General features: G+C 66.4%; 16 protein-coding genes. 8 read left to right on the plus strand and 8 right to left on the minus strand.

Annotated elements, in window-relative coordinates:
• Positions 1-44: 44 nt before the first annotated feature.
• Complete coding sequence (locus tag ACRVY7_RS09145; RefSeq protein ID WP_431816819.1) at positions 45-962, minus strand: cation diffusion facilitator family transporter; 918 nt, start codon at positions 960-962, stop codon at positions 45-47.
• Positions 963-1097: 135 nt separating this feature from the next.
• Between ACRVY7_RS09145 and ACRVY7_RS09150 the strand changes: the two genes are divergently transcribed.
• On the plus strand, positions 1098-1514 hold the full coding sequence (locus tag ACRVY7_RS09150; protein ID WP_431816820.1) for a DUF2568 domain-containing protein: 417 nt from the start codon (positions 1098-1100) through the stop codon (positions 1512-1514).
• A gap of 2 nt (positions 1515-1516) precedes the next feature.
• Here the strand turns inward: ACRVY7_RS09150 and ACRVY7_RS09155 are convergent, their stop codons facing one another.
• Positions 1517-2632, minus strand: coding sequence for an FUSC family protein (locus ACRVY7_RS09155; protein WP_049699984.1), 1116 nt, complete (start codon positions 2630-2632; stop codon positions 1517-1519).
• Complete coding sequence (locus ACRVY7_RS09160) at positions 2629-3096, minus strand: DUF3151 domain-containing protein (protein WP_049699985.1); 468 nt, start codon at positions 3094-3096, stop codon at positions 2629-2631. The genes ACRVY7_RS09155 and ACRVY7_RS09160 overlap by 4 nt, the downstream gene beginning before the upstream one ends.
• Positions 3097-3356: 260 nt before the next feature.
• On the opposite strand from ACRVY7_RS09160, the gene ACRVY7_RS09165 reads away from it, so the two are divergent.
• Positions 3357-5774: an Rv0361 family membrane protein gene (locus tag ACRVY7_RS09165; RefSeq protein ID WP_431816821.1), complete on the plus strand. Its 2418-nt coding sequence runs from the start codon at positions 3357-3359 to the stop codon at positions 5772-5774.
• A 502-nt stretch (positions 5775-6276) separates the two neighbouring features.
• On the opposite strand, the gene fbaA is transcribed toward ACRVY7_RS09165, so the two are convergent.
• The gene (fbaA, locus tag ACRVY7_RS09170; RefSeq protein WP_049699988.1) at positions 6277-7311 is read right to left on the minus strand and encodes a class II fructose-bisphosphate aldolase; all 1035 of its coding nucleotides are present in this window, start codon (positions 7309-7311) and stop codon (positions 6277-6279) included.
• Positions 7312-7488: 177 nt separating this feature from the next.
• Between fbaA and ACRVY7_RS09175 the strand changes: the two genes are divergently transcribed.
• Together ACRVY7_RS09175 and ACRVY7_RS09180 are read left to right on the plus strand one after the other, a co-directional pair.
• On the plus strand, positions 7489-8217 hold the full coding sequence (locus ACRVY7_RS09175) for a VTT domain-containing protein (protein ID WP_049699989.1): 729 nt from the start codon (positions 7489-7491) through the stop codon (positions 8215-8217).
• Between the two features lie 169 nt (positions 8218-8386).
• Entirely contained in the window at positions 8387-9124 is a 738-nt protein-coding gene (locus ACRVY7_RS09180; protein ID WP_431816822.1) for a DedA family protein, read from the plus strand.
• Positions 9125-9133: 9 nt separating this feature from the next.
• On the opposite strand, the gene ACRVY7_RS09185 is transcribed toward ACRVY7_RS09180, so the two are convergent.
• The 4 genes from ACRVY7_RS09185 to ACRVY7_RS09200 all read right to left on the minus strand — a co-directional run bounded on the left by ACRVY7_RS09185 (position 9134) and on the right by ACRVY7_RS09200 (position 12664).
• Positions 9134-9877 carry a TrmH family RNA methyltransferase gene (locus ACRVY7_RS09185; RefSeq protein ID WP_431816823.1) on the minus strand — a complete coding sequence of 248 codons (744 nt, stop codon included), beginning with the start codon at positions 9875-9877 and terminating at the stop codon, positions 9134-9136.
• A 4-nt stretch (positions 9878-9881) separates the two neighbouring features.
• Entirely contained in the window at positions 9882-10460 is a 579-nt protein-coding gene (pyrE, locus tag ACRVY7_RS09190; protein WP_064867377.1) for an orotate phosphoribosyltransferase, read from the minus strand.
• A gap of 80 nt (positions 10461-10540) precedes the next feature.
• Positions 10541-11488, minus strand: coding sequence for a type III secretion system chaperone family protein (locus ACRVY7_RS09195; protein ID WP_431816824.1), 948 nt, complete (start codon positions 11486-11488; stop codon positions 10541-10543).
• 162 nt (positions 11489-11650) lie between these two features.
• Positions 11651-12664 (minus strand): D-2-hydroxyacid dehydrogenase, encoded by a 1014-nt coding sequence (locus ACRVY7_RS09200; RefSeq protein WP_431816825.1) that lies wholly within the window; start codon positions 12662-12664, stop codon positions 11651-11653.
• 89 nt (positions 12665-12753) lie between these two features.
• On the opposite strand from ACRVY7_RS09200, the gene ACRVY7_RS09205 reads away from it, so the two are divergent.
• From ACRVY7_RS09205 to ACRVY7_RS09220, 4 genes are read left to right on the plus strand one after another with little or no spacing between them, the layout of a single operon-like run.
• Positions 12754-14058: an aspartate aminotransferase family protein gene (locus tag ACRVY7_RS09205; protein ID WP_431816826.1), complete on the plus strand. Its 1305-nt coding sequence runs from the start codon at positions 12754-12756 to the stop codon at positions 14056-14058.
• Between the two features lie 9 nt (positions 14059-14067).
• Complete coding sequence (locus ACRVY7_RS09210; RefSeq protein ID WP_431816827.1) at positions 14068-17055, plus strand: FAD-binding and (Fe-S)-binding domain-containing protein; 2988 nt, start codon at positions 14068-14070, stop codon at positions 17053-17055.
• Complete coding sequence (locus ACRVY7_RS09215; RefSeq protein ID WP_431816828.1) at positions 17052-18500, plus strand: NAD-dependent succinate-semialdehyde dehydrogenase; 1449 nt, start codon at positions 17052-17054, stop codon at positions 18498-18500. The genes ACRVY7_RS09210 and ACRVY7_RS09215 overlap by 4 nt, the downstream gene beginning before the upstream one ends.
• The gene (locus ACRVY7_RS09220) at positions 18501-19694 is read left to right on the plus strand and encodes a M24 family metallopeptidase (protein ID WP_064904836.1); all 1194 of its coding nucleotides are present in this window, start codon (positions 18501-18503) and stop codon (positions 19692-19694) included.
• Positions 19695-19710: the final 16 nt, after the last annotated feature.

Raw genomic sequence — 19710 nt, forward strand, 5'->3', positions numbered from 1 at the left:
GCCCACCAAGGTGGCGTGAGGGCAACGAGATCGAGTGTGTCGCGTTACCAGCCCATATCGTCGCGACAGCGCTTGCCCGCTTGGTCCGGATCGACCTGAATCGTCGCGTGGGTGAGGCCGTGGCGGGCCAGCACGGCGCGCGCCTGCGGGAGCACCTCGTCGTTGGGACAGTTGCTCGCCAGATGCACTGTCGCGACGTCCATTCCGGTGGTCAGCGACCAGACGTGCAAATCGTGGACGTCGATGACCTCGGGGATCGCTGCGAGCTCGTGCTCGAGGGCGTCGACGTCGACGTGATCTGGCGCCTGCTGGTTGAGAATGCGCAGGGCATCGCGAGCCAGACGCACCGCTCGGGGTACCACCCAGATCGCGATCAGGACCGCGACGACGATGTCGGCGTAACCCCAACCGGTTGTCATCGTCACGATGCCCGCGACCAGCACGCCGACACTGCCGACGGCGTCGGCCAGCACCTCCATGTATGCCCCGCGCACGGCGATCGACTCCTTGGAGTCCGCACGTAGCAGCAGCATCATCGCGACATTGACGGCCAAGCCGATCAGCGCCACCACGATGAGCGTCAGCCCGGGCACTTCCGGATCGGAGCCGATGCGTCGGATCGCCTCGTACAGGACGAAGACCGCGACACCGATCAGCAGGACCGCATTGGCAACAGCGGTGAAGACCTCAGCGCGATGCCACCCGAAACTCCGCTCGGCGGTCGTCGATCCGTGGCGTGCGAGCAAAAGTGCGACGAGACCCATCAGGAGCGCGACGACGTCGGTCAACATGTGCCCGGCGTCGGCGATCAATGCCAGCGAGTTGACGGCGATTCCGACGCCGAGCTCGACGAAGAAATACGTCCCGATCATCGCCACGGCGACAACCATCGGCCAGATGCGCCGATTCGACGTCGCGGCCCCGGTGCCGTGCGAGTGCGTGTGTGTATGCGAGTGACCCATGGTCTCGTCAATATATGCATCTTTTCGCATATATGACAAGGGTTAGGGTCGCCTAAATCTCTACATCGAGGCCGATTCAGTTGAAACGAGATCACTGCTCTTGTTTTTCAAGCCGCATGGGCGCAGACTCGAATCATGAACAAGAGCACCGCTCTCGAAACTGCTGGGCGGCGCACCACCGCGCCCGGTCAACTGTCTGGCCCGCGTGATTACACCTGGGGCGCGCTGGTATTCGCTGTCGAGGTCATGCTCTGGACAGCCGCGGTGGCCGTCGGCTATCACTGGGGCGCGGCACTCGCGGGTCCCGCCGCAGGCGTACTGCTCGGTGTGGTCGCGCTCGCGGTGATCGGCGGTGCGTGGGGGCGTTGGATGTCGCCCAAAGCGCGACGCCGCCTCGCTCTGGTCCCGCGTATTGCGCTCGGCGTCTGCCTGATCGCCGTCGCCGCAGCCGCGGCGAGCCCACTCATCGGGGTCGCGGGCGCAATCGGTTGCGTCGTGGTGGCGGTATCGACCTTCGCGATAGGACAACGCGCGATCGACGGCAAAGCCTGAGTTCAGCGCAGCGTCGCCTGCGCGGAGGAGCGTCGGAGCCCGCACACCATCAGCAGGTCGATCAGCAGCGAACGTATCTCTGCCAGCAGCGCGGTCTCACTCATGCCACTCTCGGCGACCAGTTCGGCGCGAGCCTTACGCGCGATCGTGCGCAGTACCCGCGCAGCGTCGGCAGGGTCGGGCGATTCGCCGGGGTCGGCCAGCATCATTCGACGCAGCGTCTCAAACGCATCGCCGAGGTCGTCGATGATCTCGATCAGTTCGGGGCGGAGCTTCTCGCCGCGCTGCGTCATGCCGAGCGCGCGACGAGCGACAATCCGGAAGTTGCGTACCCCGTTGTCGATGGGGTCGGCCGTCGCGGCGATTCTCTGCAGTCGTATTCGCTGCCGCCAATGCAGCGGCGAGATGGTGCTGATCTCTTTGCCGCCACGCATGTCCGAGCGCATGGTGTTGATCGCGGCCTGGGTTCCGCGCGCACTCTCGAGCGCCGAGAACACCACGTCGGCGTCTCCGACCCGCAGACCTGCCGCGAGAGTCTTCGCGGCGTCGCGCATCGTCGCCAGAATCCCGGCGGCATCACGCCGCCCACGCGACGCCGGGTTCGCAGGGAGAAGCGCACCCACGGCGATGCCGACGAGTCCGCCGATCAGCGCGTCGAACGCGCGGTAGTACCCACCGGCCTCGCCGGGTGGCAGAAGCGTTGCGACGAGGACCGCGGACGACGCCGCCTGCATCGGGATCAGCGGACCGTCGTCGAGAAACACGGCTGTCGCCATCGCGAGTGCGACGACGACCATGATCTGCCAGGTCCCCGAGCCGATCCGAGAGATGAGCAGATCGCCGATGAGAATGCCGATGGAGACGCCGACGACGAGTTCGACGGCGCGGCGCCAACGCTGACCGAGTGACAGCCCCAGCGAGATGACGGCCGCGATCGGCGCGAAGAACGGGCGTGAGTGATGGAGCAGGTCAAGCGCGATCCACCACGCCAGACCTGCCGCGATCGAGCACTGCAGGATCGGCTGCAGCGAGAGATATAGCCGCCGAATGCGGGTACGCAGGGGGCGCGGCAGCGCGTTGACCCTGGCGCTGACCCGCGAACGCAGCGTTGCGATCACACCAGGCCGAGTTGTTCTGCCGCGGTCGGGTCGCTTTCGTTCAGAAGGTCGAGGCAGCGCAGGTACTCGTCGCGCTCGCCGATGACTCGAGCAGCTCTGGCCAGCGCACCGACACAGCGCAGGAAGCCCTGATTGCCCTCGTGCGCCCACGGGACGGGTCCGAATCCCTTCCACCCGTTGCGGCGCAGCTGGTCGAGCCCGCGGTGGTACCCGGTGCGGGCGTAGGCGTATGCGGCGATCACGTCGTCGACGTTCGGTGTCTGCTCACCCGCGGGTTCGCCGTCGGCTCCGACGCCGCCCGCTGTCAATGCCGCTTCTGCCAGGTATGCCCAGGCGATCGACGCTGTGGGATGTTCCGCAGCTACCGCAGCCGGCGAAGCACCGTTGAGCAGGTCCGATTCGGCCTCGTCGTCTCCCGGGAGGAGCGTCGGTTGGGGGCCCATCAAGTCTCCGAAGGAAGTCACTCCTCTATTCAAGCATCGAGCCGCGACACGGTGTCCGCTCCGGTCAACACACACCGACCGGTCGGCGGCGTGGCGCGCCGCGCGACGCCCTCCGCGGCATCTGTGCGCCGGTAGTAGTCTTCGCAGATGCCCATCCCCTGCCCGGGTGCCCGCGACAACGGCGATTCGCTAGGGTGAATGGCGCACTTGGTCGCTGAACGGCCCCGATGCCGCGGTGCGCCGCAGAATCCACTTGCTCGAGGAAGGAATGGTGATCGACGATGCCTCAATCCGGTGATCGGAAATCGGCTGTCACCAAGGCCTTCTCGGTGATACGCAAGAAGGCCGCCGAACGCCTGGAGGGGGCGTCGAGCCGGACCTACTCGTCGCCGACCAAGAACTCAGCCGCGGCTGCACCTACCGCCGGAACGTCGACGCCCAGCGAGACAGCGGGCAATAAGCAGTCGGCGGACAAGGAAAAACCGGCGGGCGCCGAGGCAACAACTGGCACGGATACACAATCGGGGGAATCGGGAACATCTGTGGACAAGTCTCAGGTCGATGAAGCGGGCGCCGGCGGCGCGCAGGGGACAGATTCACGCCCGAGCGGCCCGAAGCCGCGTGGAGGTCGAGGCATCGACTCCGCGACCAAAGTGATCTCGCGAGATCAGCTTCCCGACCCCAGCACGCTTGACGACCTCGACGACATCGACCCCCTCGCGGGCGGCACCGAGGCTGACGAAGCCGACTCCGCAGCAACTGACACAGAGAGTTCAGAGGCGAAGAGTTCGGACAGCGAGAGCTCGGACGACAAGCGCCCGGTAGTGAAGGTCGCCGGGACGGCCTCGCCGAGCGCCACCGACACCACGGTGATTAATCGCGACGACCTGCCGGACACCAGCGACATGCCCGACCTCGACGACGTCGACATCACGGGCACCGACTCCCCAGAAGAGTCCGGCGCTGAAGAGTCCGGCGCAGAAGAGTCCAACGACAGCGCTGAAGAGACCGCGAGCACCGAGGACACCGACAGCACCGACCAAGACGGTCAGGGTAACGCGGGGAAGATCGCGGCCGCGGGCGCGGTCGCAGCGGGAGTCGCAGGCGCGGCCGCCGTGGCAGCGCATGACACCGACGACGCCGGGACCGACGAGACCAACACCGACGAGAAGACAGTCGACGAGAAGGTAGTCGACGAGACAGCCGACGACGCCGCCGAGTTCCCTGCGGCTGACGAGTCGTCTGCCGCCGAGATCGAAGACGCCGACGACACCGCGGACGCCGTCGCTGCCGACCGCGCCGAGGCGGAGTCCGAAGCGGAGCTGGACGGTGCCGATCACGTAGCGAAGCTCGACGACGCCGATCCCGAAGCCGTCGACGCCACCGATGCCGAGCACGAGAAGGAAGACGCCGAAGCTCGCCTCGAAGCCTTCGAAGTGACCACGGACGCGGGCGACCTGAGCGTCGAAGAAGCCGCAACCGACGGAGACATCGGCGACTTCGAACCCATCGACGAGATCGACCAGGCCGACGAGTCCGGCGACGAAACACCAACGGCCGCAGCGGCTTCCGCGGCTGCTGCCACTTCCGCAGCCGCCGTCTCATCCGACTCAGACGACACCGCCGAGTCCGACGACACCGCCGACACCGAGGACGGCACGGAGACTGGCGTCGACGACGAGACAGTTGCCGAAGACCAGACAGTTGCCGAAGACCAGACAGTTGCCGAAGACCAGACCGCGCACGGCGACGAACCCGCCGACGTTGACGACGTCGACGACGCATCGGCTGAGACCGAGCCTGAAACCGACGACGCCGAACAAGCCGACACCGACGAGGCGGCCGACGCAGAAACCGCAGAAGATGACAGCACTTCTGTCGACGAAGAACCCGTCGACGAAGAGCTCACCGACGAGGAACCCACAGGCGAAGAGCCCACCGACGAGCAGCCCGCTGACGACGAAGACACCATCGACGGCGAGGCGGAAACCGTCGCGCTGAAGGCACAGAAGCCCGACGCCCCGACAGACAGCGCCACCACCGACAAGGTGAACATCGGCAAGGGCGCGGCGGTTGTCGGCGGCGCGGCCGCCGCGGGAGCCGCCGCAGTCGGAGCGGGCGCAGCAGCAGGGTCCACAGCGAAGACCGCACAAACGTCGACGGCTCGTCCCTCGACGTCTTCCGGTTGGTCGACCACCCCGCACCAGCCCCAGGTGATTCCGCCTGCCGGAACGTCGACACCGACCCCTGCGAAGAGCAAGGGAGGCTCCAGTCGTCGTGTGCTGCTGACAGTCGGAGCGCTCGTCGTCCTGGCGCTGGTCGTCGTCGGAGTTGTGTGGGGCGTTATCGCATCGCGCGCCAAGCCTGCAGCCGACCAGGCTGCCGACACAGCGTCGAAGTTCTCCACCGCCCTCTACAACGGCGACCTCTCGACCCTGCGGTCGGTGACGTGCGGCCAGGAGAATCAGTTCTATACCAACATCTCCGACGCAGATTTCCAGAAGATCTACTCGGCGCAGAAGGCGCGCAACGAGTTGGTCCGCACCGGAGACATCAAGGCGTCGAAGGTGACCGACGACGGGGCCAAGGCGGTCGTCGAGGTGACTGCCTACCAAACCAGCAAGCCCAACGAGCCTCAGACCGTCACCATCAATCTCCAGAAGGATGGCAGCGACTGGAAGGTCTGCACGCCGCGGTGACCGGTCGCAGGGCGCCAGGTCCCGTACGCGACGACATACCCGGCACAGGGTGGGTGCCGGGTGGTCACGCGCCGGTCCACCGTCCGACGACCCAGCCGTTACGGGTTACGCCTCGACCAGCGCGACGCTCCTACGTCCCGTCCGCCGACGCGCCGGGCGCCATACCGTCCGTCCACCCGACGCACCACGACGCTCCTGCGCGGCGCCCCGATCCTCGGAGCGTTCATTCTCAGCGGGTCAGGGTGCAGCGTCGAGCCGACCCAGCTGTGATCTGCGCGGCGATCGCCATGGCGGTGTTGGCCCTGACCGTTGCCGTCGGATTGATCTGGTCCTGACCGCACTCAGCGCGTCGGCCCGTTGTTGCGGTTGCCTAGAGGCTCGGAAACCGCGCTTCTGGGCAACCGCAACTCGCCGCCGATCGCATCCTCTTCCGCCACCCCGACACACACAACGCGCGCCCCCTCCCGAACCGGGAGGGGGCGCGCGTTGTGTGAGAGAAACGTCAGGCGCTGATCGACTTGCCGTTCGACTTCAGGTCATCGCACGCCTCGACGACGCGCTCGGACATGCTGGTCTCGGCCTTCTTCGACCAGACGCGTGGGTCGTAGGCCTTCTTGTTGCCGACCTCGCCGTCGACCTTCAGCACGCCGTCGTAGTTGCTGAACATGTGCCCGGCGATCGGTCGCGTGTAGGCGTACTGGGTGTCGGTGTCGACGTTCATCTTGACGACGCCGTAGGTGAGCGCTTCCTCGATCTCGCTCTTGAGCGAGCCCGATCCGCCGTGGAACACGAAGTCGAACGGCTTGGAGCCCTCGGGCAGGCCGAGCTTCTTGCTGGCGACGTCCTGGCCAAGCTTAAGCACATCGGGACGCAGCTTCACGTTGCCAGGCTTGTAGACGCCGTGGACGTTACCGAAGGTGGCCGCGAGCAGGTACTTGCCCTTCTCACCAGCACCGAGCGCGTCGACGGTCTTCTCGAAGTCCTCAGCAGAGGTGTAGAGCTTGTCGTTGATTTCCGCCTCGACACCGTCTTCTTCACCACCGACGACGCCGATCTCGACCTCGAGGATGATCTTCGCCGCAGCGGCCTTGGCGAGCAGTTCCTGCGCGATCTCGAGGTTCTCGTCGATCGGCACAGCGCTGCCGTCCCACATGTGCGACTGGAACAGCGGGTTCTTGCCGGCGTCGACGCGCTCCTGGGAGATCGCGAGCAGCGGACGCACGTAGGTGTCGAGCTTGTCCTTGGGACAGTGGTCGGTGTGCAGCGCGATCGTCACGTCGTACTTGGCGGCCACCACGTGCGCGAACTCGGCGAGCGCAACCGCGCCCGTCACCATGTCCTTGACGCCGAGGCCCGAGCCGAACTCGGCCCCACCGGTGGAGAACTGGATGATGCCGTCACTCCCGGCATCGGCGAAGCCCTTGATGGCCGCATTGATCGTCGACGACGAGGTGCAGTTGATCGCGGGAAATGCGTAGCCACCCTCCTTCGCCTTCGCGTACATCTCGGCGTACTGCTCTGGGGTTGCAATGGGCATGTCACGTCCTCCAACCGGGTGGGATCTCACACTTCGAGCTCTGTTGAGTCCCCCTCAGTATGGCAAGTGCCACTCCAGCGCGTGCAGGACGCTCTCACCTGCGTCTAAACCTCCGCGTCGACACCTGCGCCCGCGCGCGAATAGGACGCTTTGTCCGTTTCCGCTACCCTCGGAGCCGTGACCGCCTCTGTTCTCGACGCCACAGCCCCCGTTCTCGCAGCAACGACGACCGACCTCGCCCTCCTCCCCGGCTTCCTCGACCCCGTCAACCTGCTGAACTCCTTCGGCACCTGGATTCTCGCCGGACTGCTGTTGGTGGTCTTCATCGAGTCAGGACTGCTCTTCCCGCTACTCCCAGGCGACTCACTGCTCTTCACCGCGGGCCTGATCGTGGCTGCGAAGTCGGCCGACATCGAGCCGTTCGCCCCACTGTGGGTGCTGCTGGTGACCATTCCGATCGCGGCGTTCCTCGGCGACCAGGTCGGGTACCTCATCGGCAACAGACTCGGGTACTCCCTGTTCAAGCCGGACGCCCGCATCTTGAAGCAGTCCTACATCGTCGAGGCCCACGAGTTCTTCGAGAAGCACGGCCCCATCACCATCTTCCTGGCGCGCTTCGTGCCGATCGTGCGCACCTATGCACCGCTGGTCGCCGGAGCTGCAAAGATGCGCTACTCGACGTTCCTCGCCTACAACGCGATCGGCGCAGTCGTCTGGGGTGCAGGCGTGACGCTCCTGGGCTACTTCCTCGGCCAGATCGCGTTCATTCGCGACAACGTCGACGTGATCTTCCTGCTGATCGTCTTCATCTCCGTGCTCCCGATCATCTCCGAGGTGGTCAAGCGCTGGCGGCGCTCCCGCCAACCCGTCGTCGAAGAGAAGGTCGACGCCGCGGAGCGCGCATAGGACACCGCCCCCGCGCATAGACACCGCCGCGTAGCGGACATAGTGGACACCGCTGTGTAGCGCTCCTTCGATGGGGCTGCGCCACATTCGGCCCTGCACGCCGGGCACGGCCACTTCTGACAGCCACTCATTAGCTCTCGGACAGCTTCGCCAAGTAGCCTGGTGACCCGTGATCGACACCGCACTTGCCCATACGACCACCGTGGTCGCTCTCCCCGGCATTCTCGACCCCATCAACGTGCTGAGCTGGTTCGGCGCCTGGGCGTTCTGGGGGCTGCTCCTGGTCGTCTTCATCGAGTCGGGTGTGCTGTTCCCGGTCCTCCCCGGTGACTCGCTGCTGTTCGTCGCGGGCATGGTGGTCGCGGCAGGCGGTAAGGACGGCATCGACCAGTTCGCGTCGCTATGGCAGCTGTTGGTCTTCGTGCCGATCGCCGCGATCCTCGGCGGTCAGGTGGGTTATTGGATCGGCCGATTCATCGGGACCGAGATGTTCAAACCCGATGCCCGGTTCCTCAAGGAGCGCTATCTGATCGAGGCGCAGGAGTTCTTCGACAAGCACGGCCCGATCACCATTTTCCTGGCCCGCTTCGTGCCCATCGTGCGCACCATCGCTCCCATCGTCGCCGGCGCCGCACGCATGAAGTGGTCGGTGTTCGCGCTGTACAACGTAATCGGCGCCATCGTCTGGGGCGCGGGTATCACGCTCCTCGGCTACTGGCTCGGCCGGTTCGAGGTGGTGCAGAAGCTCATCGAGCCGATCTTCATCCTGATCGTCATCCTGTCGATCGCCCCGATGCTCATCGAGTGGTATCGCCGACGACGCGCCGCGAAGAAGGTCGCGACCGATGCCGTCGCGACCTCGGAGGCGACGGCCACGGCCGATCCGCACTCCTCCGACAACGTCTGACGCCTGGCGTCACCACGCGTCGTCGAGGTCGGCGTGCTGCCGAATCCACGCGTGCATGGCGATTCCCGCGGCTACCCCGGCGTTGATGCTCCGTGTTGATCCGAACTGCGCGATCGACACCGTCAGGTCCGCCTGCGCTTGGGCGTCGTCACTGACGCCGGGCCCCTCCTGACCGAAGAGCAGTACGCATTCGCGTGGGAGATCAGCGGTTTCCAGCGGCACCGACCCCGGAGTGTTGTCGACGGCGACCACGGCGAGACCGTTATCGCGCGCCCACGTCATCAGCTCCGACACCGAATCGTGGTGCAGCAGATGCTGATAGCGATCGGTCACCATTGCTCCGCGCCGATTCCAGCGGCGTCGTCCGACGATGTGCACCGCCGACGCGGCAAACGCATTCGCGGTCCGCACCACGGTCCCGATGTTGGCGTCGTGCGCGAAGTTCTCGATGGCCACGTGAAACGGGTGTCGGCGCGCATCGATGTCTTCGACGATCGCCTCGCGGCGCCAATACCGGTATGCATCAACGACATTCCGGGTATCACCCTCGGCGAGCAGTTCCGCGTCGTAGCGCGGATCGTCGGGGATTCGACCATCCCGTTCGACGTCCCACGGCCCCACTCCGACGGCGGGCCGTGCCTGCCATTCGGTGGGTCCGGCTACGTCCGAACCCTCGGGCGAGTCAGATCCCTCGGGTGGCACAGATCCCTCGGGTGGCACAGATCCCTCAGGCGACATGCCGCCGGTCGACATCGCCTCAGGCAAGCCCGATGTCGGCGAGACCGAGGAGAGATCGGTACGGCACACCGAGTTTCGTGATCACGTCGTCGGCGCCGGTTGCGCGGTCGACGACGGTCGCAACACCCACCACAACGGCTCCGGCCTCGCGCGCAGCCGCCACAGCAGTTGCCGGCGAATTGCCCGTGGTGCTGGTGTCCTCGACGATCAGTACTGCTTTGCCTGCGATGTCCGGGCCCTCTACCTGACGCTGCATTCCGTGCGCCTTGGCCGCTTTACGCACCACGAATGCGTCGATGGGGCGTCCGGGCGCGTGCATGATCGCGGTCGCAACCGGGTCGGCACCCAACGTCAACCCGCCGACCGACTGGTATCCCCAGTCGGCGGTGAGCTGTCGCATGAGCTTGCCGATCAGCGGCGACGCCTCGTGATGCAGCGTGGCGCGTCGCAGGTCGACGTAGTAGTCGGCTTCACGTCCCGACGACAACGTCACCTTGCCGTGCACCACCGACAGTTCGGCGACGAGTCGCGCGAGCGCCGCGCGGGCGTCGCCGTCGACCTCGGGGGTCGCAGATGCGGAGGGCGTTGAGGAGGTCACAGTCGGCTCACTCTTCCTGCTCGTGCGTCGCGGTGGGATATCTCGATGGCTATGTGTGTCTCGAAAGCTGCGTGAAACACTCAGTCACGACGATGATGCCGATTGGAGCGTTCACCCGTCTCGGGCGGCTGCGCGCTGCGTGATCGCCGCACCGGCATCGGGGTCATGCCGCGGCCGGTCGACGGCGTCGACGCACGCCTGGCTCTGGTCTCGCTCTGCGGTTGCTCGGCCTGTGGTTGCTGGTTCTGTGGTTGCTGGTTCCGGGGCGGCGGTTGGCGGCGCGTCGCGGGAGCTGCTGCCTCCTGCGCCTGAATGCGCGCCCGACGTTCCTTGTCGCGCATCGACTCGGTCTTCTCGTCGGCGAACTCTTCGCGCGTCGGCCCGTGCGGATCGCGCGGGTCCGGCGGATCCTGGGGGTCCTGCACCGGCGGGAGTACACGCAGCAGGTCAGCGAAGCGTCGAACCACTTCGAGTCCCGTGTCGAGCTTGGTCGCGTCATCGGTCAACGGCATCGAACCGAGCGCCCAGTTGCCTTCGTCCCACAGCACCTCGACGTACGACGGCGCGTTGTTGGCCAGCGCGACCATCCTCCGGTCGCACACCCTTCGTGCGACGTCGAGGTCGTTGGAGAACATGACACGGGGACCCATCGCACCGAGCAGTTCGACGTCGTCCTCTGCAGGCGCGAGCACGTCCTCGTGGCGAAGGTCGACGATCACGTTCGACGGCGCGTTACGACGCACCGCGATCACGGTTGCGGTATCAGCGAGGTCGAAGACGACAGCCTCGGCACCGCCATAAACTCCGTATGCGACATCTTGAACCCCGACGCTGTCGGGAACATTCATCGTCGCGCGGTGGAACACCTTGCGCAGCTTGGTATCTGAGGCACGGTAGGAGAAGTCGTGGGCATCACCCCACACGGCACGCTGGTGGCGGGTGCCGCTGGAACGCTTGCGGTCGAGCCACAGCAGGGCCGCCGCACCGGCCAGCGCCACGGCTGCGATCACGAAATAGACGATGGTCATCGCGCTACAGCCTACTTCAGGGCCGCGCCGCTGATCGAGAATGCCTCGCTGCTGATCGAGCGCGCCCCACCCAACCGCTGATCGAGCCCACCCCGCTGATCGAGCCTGTCGAGATCACCACCCGCCGATCGAGCCCACCCTCGCTGATCGAGCCTGTCGAGATCACCTCCCCGCCGCCACGTAGCCCCGCCGCTTGTCGACGACGTTCCGCAGCGCCGTCGACAACTTCTCGCCGCCCGCCCCGCGCCCAGCCTCGACGTACCGCCGCAGATTGTCGAGCACCTGGTCGGCGAGCTCGTCGCGCCACCCCACGACGTCGCCGCTCATATGCGCCGAGATCGCGACGTTGTCGAAGTCCCACAGGGGGCTGTCGTCTGGCAGCGGTTCGGTGACGAAGACATCGAGCGAGGCCGCGCCGATCCCGCCGCTGCGCAGCGCGTCGGCCAGCGCCGCCTCGTCGACGAGCCTGCCCCTGCCGACGTTGACAAGGTGCGCGTCGGGGCGCATCGCCGACAGCACCGACGCGTCGATCATGCCCTCGGTCTGCGCGGTGAGCGGCGCGACGACGACGACGTTGTCGAATTCGCCGACGTACGTGCTCAATTCGTCGGTTGCGCGCACCTCGCCGAAGTCGGGATCGTCGTGACGTGCCGTGCGCCCGGCGCCGGTCACGCGCATCCCGACGGCGCGCAGCAGCCGCGCAATCGCGCGTCCGATGCCCCCGGTCCCGATGACCAGAACCGACGACCCCGCGGTCCGCGTCGTCTCGCGCCACACCCAGTCGTGCGCCGACTGCAGGCGCGCCGATTCGTGTAAGCGCTTGTCTCGCGCCAGGATCGACGCCAGCACGAACTCCGCGATCGGTTGGTCGAAGACGCCGTGTGCGTTGGTCACCACGATGTCGGAGTCGGCGAGCTCGTCGAACAGCAGCGAGTCGACGCCCGCGGCGCAGACGTGCACCCAGCGCAGCGATTGTGTTGCGCCGCCCCAGTTGTCGCGCAGCGCGCGGGAGAAGAAGTCCCACACGACGAGAACATCGGCGCCCGACAGCACCTGCGGCAAGGTCTCGACGGTGCACTGCCGCACGTCGGCCAGCGCCTCGATTTCGGCGAGGTTGTAGGGACCCGGCGCGTCGTCGGCGCCGAGGAGGACGAGTTGCGGCTTGGTGGTCGTCACACCCGTCACCGTATCCGTGTACGCACCCACCGGACACAGCACCCTGTCTAATTGTTGACAATCCGACGATCTGAGTACACCGTGTACCCATGACCCTCGCCGCTACGCCTCAGACCGCGTCGCTGTCGCCGATCCTCAAGCAGGCGACGCCCGTCGTCGTCGATCACGCACTCGGCTCGTGGATTCACGGAACCGACGGAAACAGCTACCTCGACTTCACCACCGGCATCGGGGTCACCAGCACCGGCCACTGCCACCCGAGGGTCGTCGCCGCAGCTCAGGAGCAATGCACCAAGATCATCCACGCGCAGTACACGACGGTGATGCACCAGCCGCTGCTCGAACTCACCGAGAAACTCGGCGCAGTCCTCCCACTGGGACTCGACTCCGTCTTCTATGCGAACTCCGGGTCGGAGGCCGTCGAGGCAGCGGTGCGCCTGGCCCGCATGGCAACCGCGAAGCCCAACATCATCGTGTTCCAAGGCGGGTTTCACGGGCGCACCGTGGCCGCCGCGAGCCTCACCACCGCGGGCACCCGATTCTCCGCGGGCTTCTCACCCCTCATGGGCGGCGTGCACATGGCACCGTTCCCCTACGCCTACCGCTACGGCTGGGACGACGACGCCGCAATCGACTTCGCGCTCAAGGAACTCGACTATCTGCTCGCCTCCCGGGTTGCGCCGAACGACACCGCGGCGTTCCTCATCGAACCCGTCCTCGGCGACGGCGGATACCTCCCGACGCCGCCACGCTTCCTCGCAGGACTCCGCGAGCGCGCCGACCGCCACGGCATCCTGCTCGTCATCGACGAGGTGCAGGCCGGTTTCGGCCGCACGGGCGAGTTCTGGGGACATCAGCACGCCGACGGTCTCACCCCCGACATCCTCGTCACTGCAAAGGGACTCGCGTCGGGCTTCCCGATCTCCGCGATCGCCGCATCGACGGAGTTGATGAGCAAGGCATGGCCCGGCTCCCAGGGCGGAACATACGGCGGCAATGCCGTTGCCGCCGCAGCAGCCATCGCGACGCTCGACGTCATCGACGACGAGAATCTCGTCGAGAACGCACGTGTCCGGGGCGAACAGCTTCTGTCCGGAATACGTTCTGCCACCTCCCGTTACGACGCCGTCGGCGACGTACGCGGACTCGGCCTCATGGTCGGCATCGAATTCGTCTCCCGCGACGGCGACACCCCGGTACCCGACGCGGCAACAGCTCTCGCCGTCCAGCAGGCCACCACTCGACACGGACTACTGACGCTCACCTGTGGACCAGAGGCCAACGTGGTCCGCTTGATTCCCGCCCTCGTCGTCACCGAGCACGAAATCGCGACCGGCGTCGAACGATTCAGCGCAGCCCTGTCCGACGTCGCCACCCGCAACGACGGCCCCTAGCCGCTCGCAATGGCTTTACATCCACTACCCACTCCCACGACGCCCACACCGACGATCGTCTCCGAACTCACCCAGCTCGGCATCGAGGTCGATGCTTCGTCGCGTCGGCGTGCCGAATACTCCTACGACGCATCCAATTACCGGGTTCGGCCAGTGGCAGTTACGTTCCCCCGCGACGCCGGCGAGGTAGCTCGGATCGCAGCCTGCTGCCATCAGCTCGGGACGCCCCTCACCGCACGCGGTGGCGGAACATCGATGGCGGGCAACGCTATCGGCGACGGCGTCATCCTCGACTTCTCGCGCTACATGACCCGTATCCACCACATCGACCGCGAGAGGTCGACCGCCCACGTCGATGCGGGGGTCGTCCTCACTCACCTGGCTGCTGCCGCCCGCACAGCAACCGATGGCCGCCTCACGTTCGCGCCCGACCCATCGTCGGCGTCGCGCGCCACCATCGGCGGGGCAATCGGTAACGACGCGTGTGGAAATCACTCGGTACGCCACGGCCGCACCACCGACCACGTCGAAGCACTCGATCTCGTCACCGCTGACGGATTACGGTTGACCGCAACGAGATCGGGCATCGAACCGACGCTACCGACTGATCCGGCAGCTACCGCGCGAGCCGCCGAACTCACCCGCGAACTCACCGACCTCACCACACGCAACCTCGCGGCATTCCGCACCCAACTCGAACAGATCCCCCGCCAGGTGTCGGGATATCATCTGGCACATCTGTTGCCGGAGAACGGATTCGACGTCGCACGCGCCCTCGTGGGCAGCGAGGGCGCGTGCGCGATCGTCGTCGGCGCCACGGTCCGACTGGTCGCTGCCCCGACATCTCAGCTGCTCGTCTGCGTCGGCTACCGATCTGTTGCCGACGCCGCCCGCGACGTTCCCGACATTCTTCCGTTCGCGCCGTCGGCCATTGAGGGCATTGACCGCGGCATCGTCGCCACCATGGCCGCCCGGCGCGGACCCGACACCGTCGCTGGCCTCCCCGACGGCGACTCCTGGCTCTTCATCGACCTCGACAACGAGAGCGCCGCAGCGCAATCCGAACCCGACGTTCCCGCCACCGCGAAACGCCTGATCGAACGCCTACGCACGCGAGGGCGCATGGTCGACGCCGCGTTCGTCGACGACGAGACCCGACGCCGCGCGCTGTGGCGCGTCCGCGAGGACGGCGCCGGCCTGTCCGCGCGCCTCGTCGATCCGGAGAGCGATGCGCCGACGACGCACGAGTCGTGGCCAGGCTGGGAAGACGCCGCCGTCGCACCAGAACGTCTCGCCGATTACCTGCAGGATTTCACGGCACTCCTCGACGAGTTCGACCTCACCGGCGTGCTGTACGGGCACTTCGGCGCGGGCTGCATGCACGTGCGGATCACCTTCGACCTGCGCACCGAGCAGGGTCGGGCGGTGATGTCGCGGTTCTGCACGCGTGCCGCCGAACTGGTTGTTGCTCATGGCGGTTCGCTGTCGGGTGAGCACGGCGACGGTCGCGCCCGCTCGGCCCTGCTGCCGCTCATGTACTCCGCCGAGATGCTGCGCGCCTTCGACGACTTCCGACGAATCTGGGACCCCGTGGGAATTCTCAACCCGGGCAACATCGTCGACCCTGCACCCATCACCACCGACCTCGCACTCGCCGACGTTCCGAATCGGCCGTGGCACTCCACCGAGCACTCGTCAGAACACACCGGGCTCGATCCGTTCATCCACGCCGTGCAGGGCTGCATCGGTGTCGGTCGCTGCCGCACCACCAGTGGCGGGGTGATGTGCCCCAGCTTTCGCGCGACCCGCGACGAGAAGGACTCGACGCGCGGCCGGGCACGCGTTCTGCAAGACATGGTGCGCACCGCACCCAGCGTCGAATCCGGTTGGCAGTCTGCCGATGTGGCCGACGCGCTCGATCTCTGCCTGTCGTGTAAGGCGTGTTCGAGCGACTGCCCTACCGGCGTCGACATGGCGTCACTGAAGTCCGAGTTCCTCTCCCATCACTACCGACGCCGACTACGACCTCTTTCGCACTACTCCCTCGGCTGGATGCCCGCGTGGCTGCCCGTCGCGACATCCGTTGCACCACTGCTGAATCGAGTTCTCGAAGCCCCCGTCGCCCGACGCCTCGCCGCTCGCGCGGGCGGCCTCGACGCTCGACGCTCCATGCCTCGCTTCACCACTCGCCGAGACAGGCGCGCGGCGCTCAGCACACTCAGCAACCCGGCCGACTCCGACGTCGTGCTGATCGTCGACACCTTCACCAAGGCGTTCCGTCCGCACGTCGCAACCGCCGCGGCGCGGGTCCTGGCGGCCACCGGCGACGCCGTCGCCACCCGCACCGACGTGTGCTGCGGCCTGACCTGGATCTCGACCGGCCAACTCGATCACGCTCGAAAGGTACTGACCCGCACCGCTGATCGACTCGACGACGGCACCGACCGCCCCCTCATCGTCGCCGAACCCAGTTGCGCTGCCGCGCTGCGCACGGACCTACCAGAACTGATCAACTCGCCCGCCGCACATCGTGTCGCCGCACGAGTGACGAGCTTCGCCGCCTACCTGCCCACACTCGTCGACGCGGGGCTGCACATCCCGGACCTCCCCGACTCGGTCACGGTCCAAACCCACTGCCACGAGTACGCGGCCTTCGGTGCGCACGCCTCGACGGCCGCACTGAGGTCGCTCGGCGTCGAGGTCACCACGGCCGACGGATGCTGCGGCGTCGCAGGCAACTTCGGCTTCGAGAAGGGCCACTACGAGGTCAGCGTCGCGGTGGCCGAGAACGCCCTCGCGCCCGCGCTCCGAGCCGCGCCGGAGACCCCGGTCATCACCGACGGGTTCAGCTGCGCGATGAGCGTCGACCACCTGACCGCCACCGACCCCCTCATCAACGCCCACGGGCAGCACCTCGCCGAACTGCTCGCACAGGCGCTGCCCCTTGCACCAGAACTACCCCGCGCACAGCCATCACCAGAGGAAGGACTCCGATGACACTTCTCGTCGACACAACCTGGGCACCCGCGGCCTCGAAACGTCGGTTCGATGTCGAGAACCCGGCGACGGGCGAGGTCATCACGTCGGTCCCGGACGGCAACGCCGACGACGCGCTCGACGCCCTGCGTCGTGCCGCCGACGCCCAATCCGACTGGGCGGCAACCAGTCCCCGCTCGCGTAGCGAGATCCTCTACCGCGCATACGAACTCATCATCGCGCGGACCGACGAGTTCGCGACCCTGATGACCACCGAGATGGGTAAGCCGTACCCCGAAGCGCGTGGCGAGGTTGCCTACGGCGCAGAGTTCTTCCGCTGGTTCGCCGAGGAAGCCGTACGCATCGGCGGCGACCACTTCCTCACCCCGGACGGCAACAACCGAGTCGTCGTCCGGCATCGCCCCGTCGGCCCGTGCATCCTGATCACGCCGTGGAACTTCCCATTGGCGATGGGAACACGCAAGATCGGCCCGGCGATAGCCTCGGGCTGCACCATGGTCTTCAAGCCCGCAGAGCTGACACCGTTGACCTCGCTACTCCTCGCCGACGTGCTCCGCGAGGCGGGTCTGCCCGACGGCGTCCTGAACGTGGTCACCACAAGCGATCCCGGTGACGTCGTCGGCGCATGGATGTCGTCGGGTCTCGCCCGCAAGGTCAGCTTCACCGGCTCCACCGCCGTCGGAAAGCTGTTGCTACGCCAGGCCGCCGACACGGTGATGCGCACCTCGATGGAGCTCGGCGGCAACGCACCCTTCATCGTCTGCGACGACGCCGATCTCGACACCGCGCTCGACGCCGTGATGGTCGCGAAGATGCGCAACATGGGACAGGCATGCACTGCGGCCAATCGCATCTTCGTGCATCGTGACGTCATGGACGAGTTCGCAAGCGGTCTCACGCAACGCATGTCAACACTCACCGTCGGCGACGGAATGTCCGAGGGCACCCAGGTCGGCCCCCTCGTCGAACGCAAGGCCGTCGACAAGGTCGAAGAGCTCGTCGACGACGCCGTTCGACGTGGCGCGTCACTCCGGTGCGGCGGCACCCGTCCCGATGGTCCCGGCCACTTCTACCCGCCGACGGTCCTCACCGACGTACACCCCGAGTCCGCTCTCATGAGCACCGAGATCTTCGGTCCCGTCGCGGCTCTGATCCCGTTCGACGGCTCCGGAATCGAGGCCGACGACACCGTGGTCGCAGCCGCGAACAGCACGCCCGCGGGCCTGGTCGGATACGTCTGCAGTCGCGACGCCGAGCGTCTCGACGCCATCTCGTCGAGCCTCGCGGTGGGTATGGTCGGGGTCAACACGGGTCTGGTCTCCAACCCTGCGGCCCCGTTCGGGGGGATCAAGGAGTCGGGCCTCGGCCGCGAGGGCGGACGTCTCGGCATCGAGGAGTTTCTCGACGTCACCTACACGTCCACCCCGATCCGACGGAGGCGATAGGTGTATCTCGGCGCCCAACTCTTCACCGACAGCGAGTACCAACAGCGGTTGACCCGCGTGCGCGAACTGATGGATCTGCAAGGACTTTCGGCGATCATCGTCACCGACCCCGCGAACATCTTCTACCTCATCGGGTACAACGCGTGGTCGTTCTACACCCCGCAGATGCTGTTCGTCCCCATCGACGGCGAGATGCTGTTCTTCGCCCGCGAGATGGACGCACATGGCGCACACCGCACCACCTGGCTACCCGACGAGCAGATCGTCGGCTATCCCGAGAGCTACGTACACCGCCCGCACGTGCACCCGTTCGACTGGGTCGCGTGGGCGCTGCGGCAACGTCACCAGGTCGCACCGGCGTCGAAGGGCGGCTCCGTCGGACTCGAGATGGACTCACACTTCTTCTCTCCCAAGGCTTACCGCGCACTGCACAACGCCATCCCCGAGTGGAAGCTCGTCGACAACTTCGAACTCGTCAACTGGGTACGTTCGGTGAAATCCGACGCCGAGGTGCAGCTCATGCGACAGGCCGGCATGGTGTGTTCAGAGGCGATGCGGGCTGCCATCGAGACCATCGATGTCGGTGTGCGGCAATGTGATGCGGCAGCAGCGATCTCACAGGCACAGATCACCGGCACCGACCAGTTCGGCGGCGACTATCCCGCGATCGTGCCGATGATGCCGACCGGTGCCGCCGCCGACACTCCCCATTTGACCTGGCACCAGGGCACTTTCACGCCTGACGAGGCCGTCGTCGTCGAATTGTCCGGTGCGCACAACCGGTATCACTGTCCCCTCGCCCGCACCGTGGCGCTGAGCGCACCGTCGAAGGATCTCGACTATGTGGCGGGCGCGACGGCAGAGGGCCTCAACAACGTCCTCGACGCGATCAAACCCGGTGTCGCCACGCGTGAGCTCGCGTCGACCTGGAACTGGACCCTCGCCAAGTACGGTCTCGAAAAGCCCTCTCGCCTCGGCTATTCCATCGGGATCGGCTACCCACCGGATTGGGGTGAGCGCACCATCAGCATCCGCACCGAGGACGAAACCATCCTCGAAACCAACATGACGTTCCACATCGTGTGCGGAATGTGGATGGACGACTACGGTTTCGAGCTCTCCGAGTCGGTACGAGTCAGCCCGACGGGCGTCGAAACCTTCACCGCGTTCCCACGGGAACTGATCAGGAAATGAGGTGTCAGCAGTGACC

Origin of the sequence: Gordonia jacobaea, assembly GCF_965344965.1 — a bacterium.
GTDB classification, from domain to species: Bacteria; Actinomycetota; Actinomycetes; order Mycobacteriales; family Mycobacteriaceae; genus Gordonia; species Gordonia jacobaea.

What these genes read in the sequence shown, in the direction of transcription:
- ACRVY7_RS09145 (WP_431816819.1), bottom strand. Translation starts at nt 962, where the DNA reads ATGGGTCACTCGCATACACACACGCACTCGCACGGCACCGGGGCCGCG.
- ACRVY7_RS09150 (WP_431816820.1), top strand. Translation starts at nt 1,098, where the DNA reads ATGAACAAGAGCACCGCTCTCGAAACTGCTGGGCGGCGCACCACCGCG.
- ACRVY7_RS09165 (WP_431816821.1), top strand. Translation starts at nt 3,357, where the DNA reads ATGCCTCAATCCGGTGATCGGAAATCGGCTGTCACCAAGGCCTTCTCG.
- fbaA (WP_049699988.1), bottom strand. Translation starts at nt 7,311, where the DNA reads ATGCCCATTGCAACCCCAGAGCAGTACGCCGAGATGTACGCGAAGGCG.
- ACRVY7_RS09185 (WP_431816823.1), bottom strand. Translation starts at nt 9,877, where the DNA reads ATGTCGACCGGCGGCATGTCGCCTGAGGGATCTGTGCCACCCGAGGGA.
- ACRVY7_RS09195 (WP_431816824.1), bottom strand. Translation starts at nt 11,488, where the DNA reads ATGACCATCGTCTATTTCGTGATCGCAGCCGTGGCGCTGGCCGGTGCG.
- ACRVY7_RS09205 (WP_431816826.1), top strand. Translation starts at nt 12,754, where the DNA reads ATGACCCTCGCCGCTACGCCTCAGACCGCGTCGCTGTCGCCGATCCTC.
- ACRVY7_RS09210 (WP_431816827.1), top strand. Translation starts at nt 14,068, where the DNA reads ATGGCTTTACATCCACTACCCACTCCCACGACGCCCACACCGACGATC.
- ACRVY7_RS09215 (WP_431816828.1), top strand. Translation starts at nt 17,052, where the DNA reads ATGACACTTCTCGTCGACACAACCTGGGCACCCGCGGCCTCGAAACGT.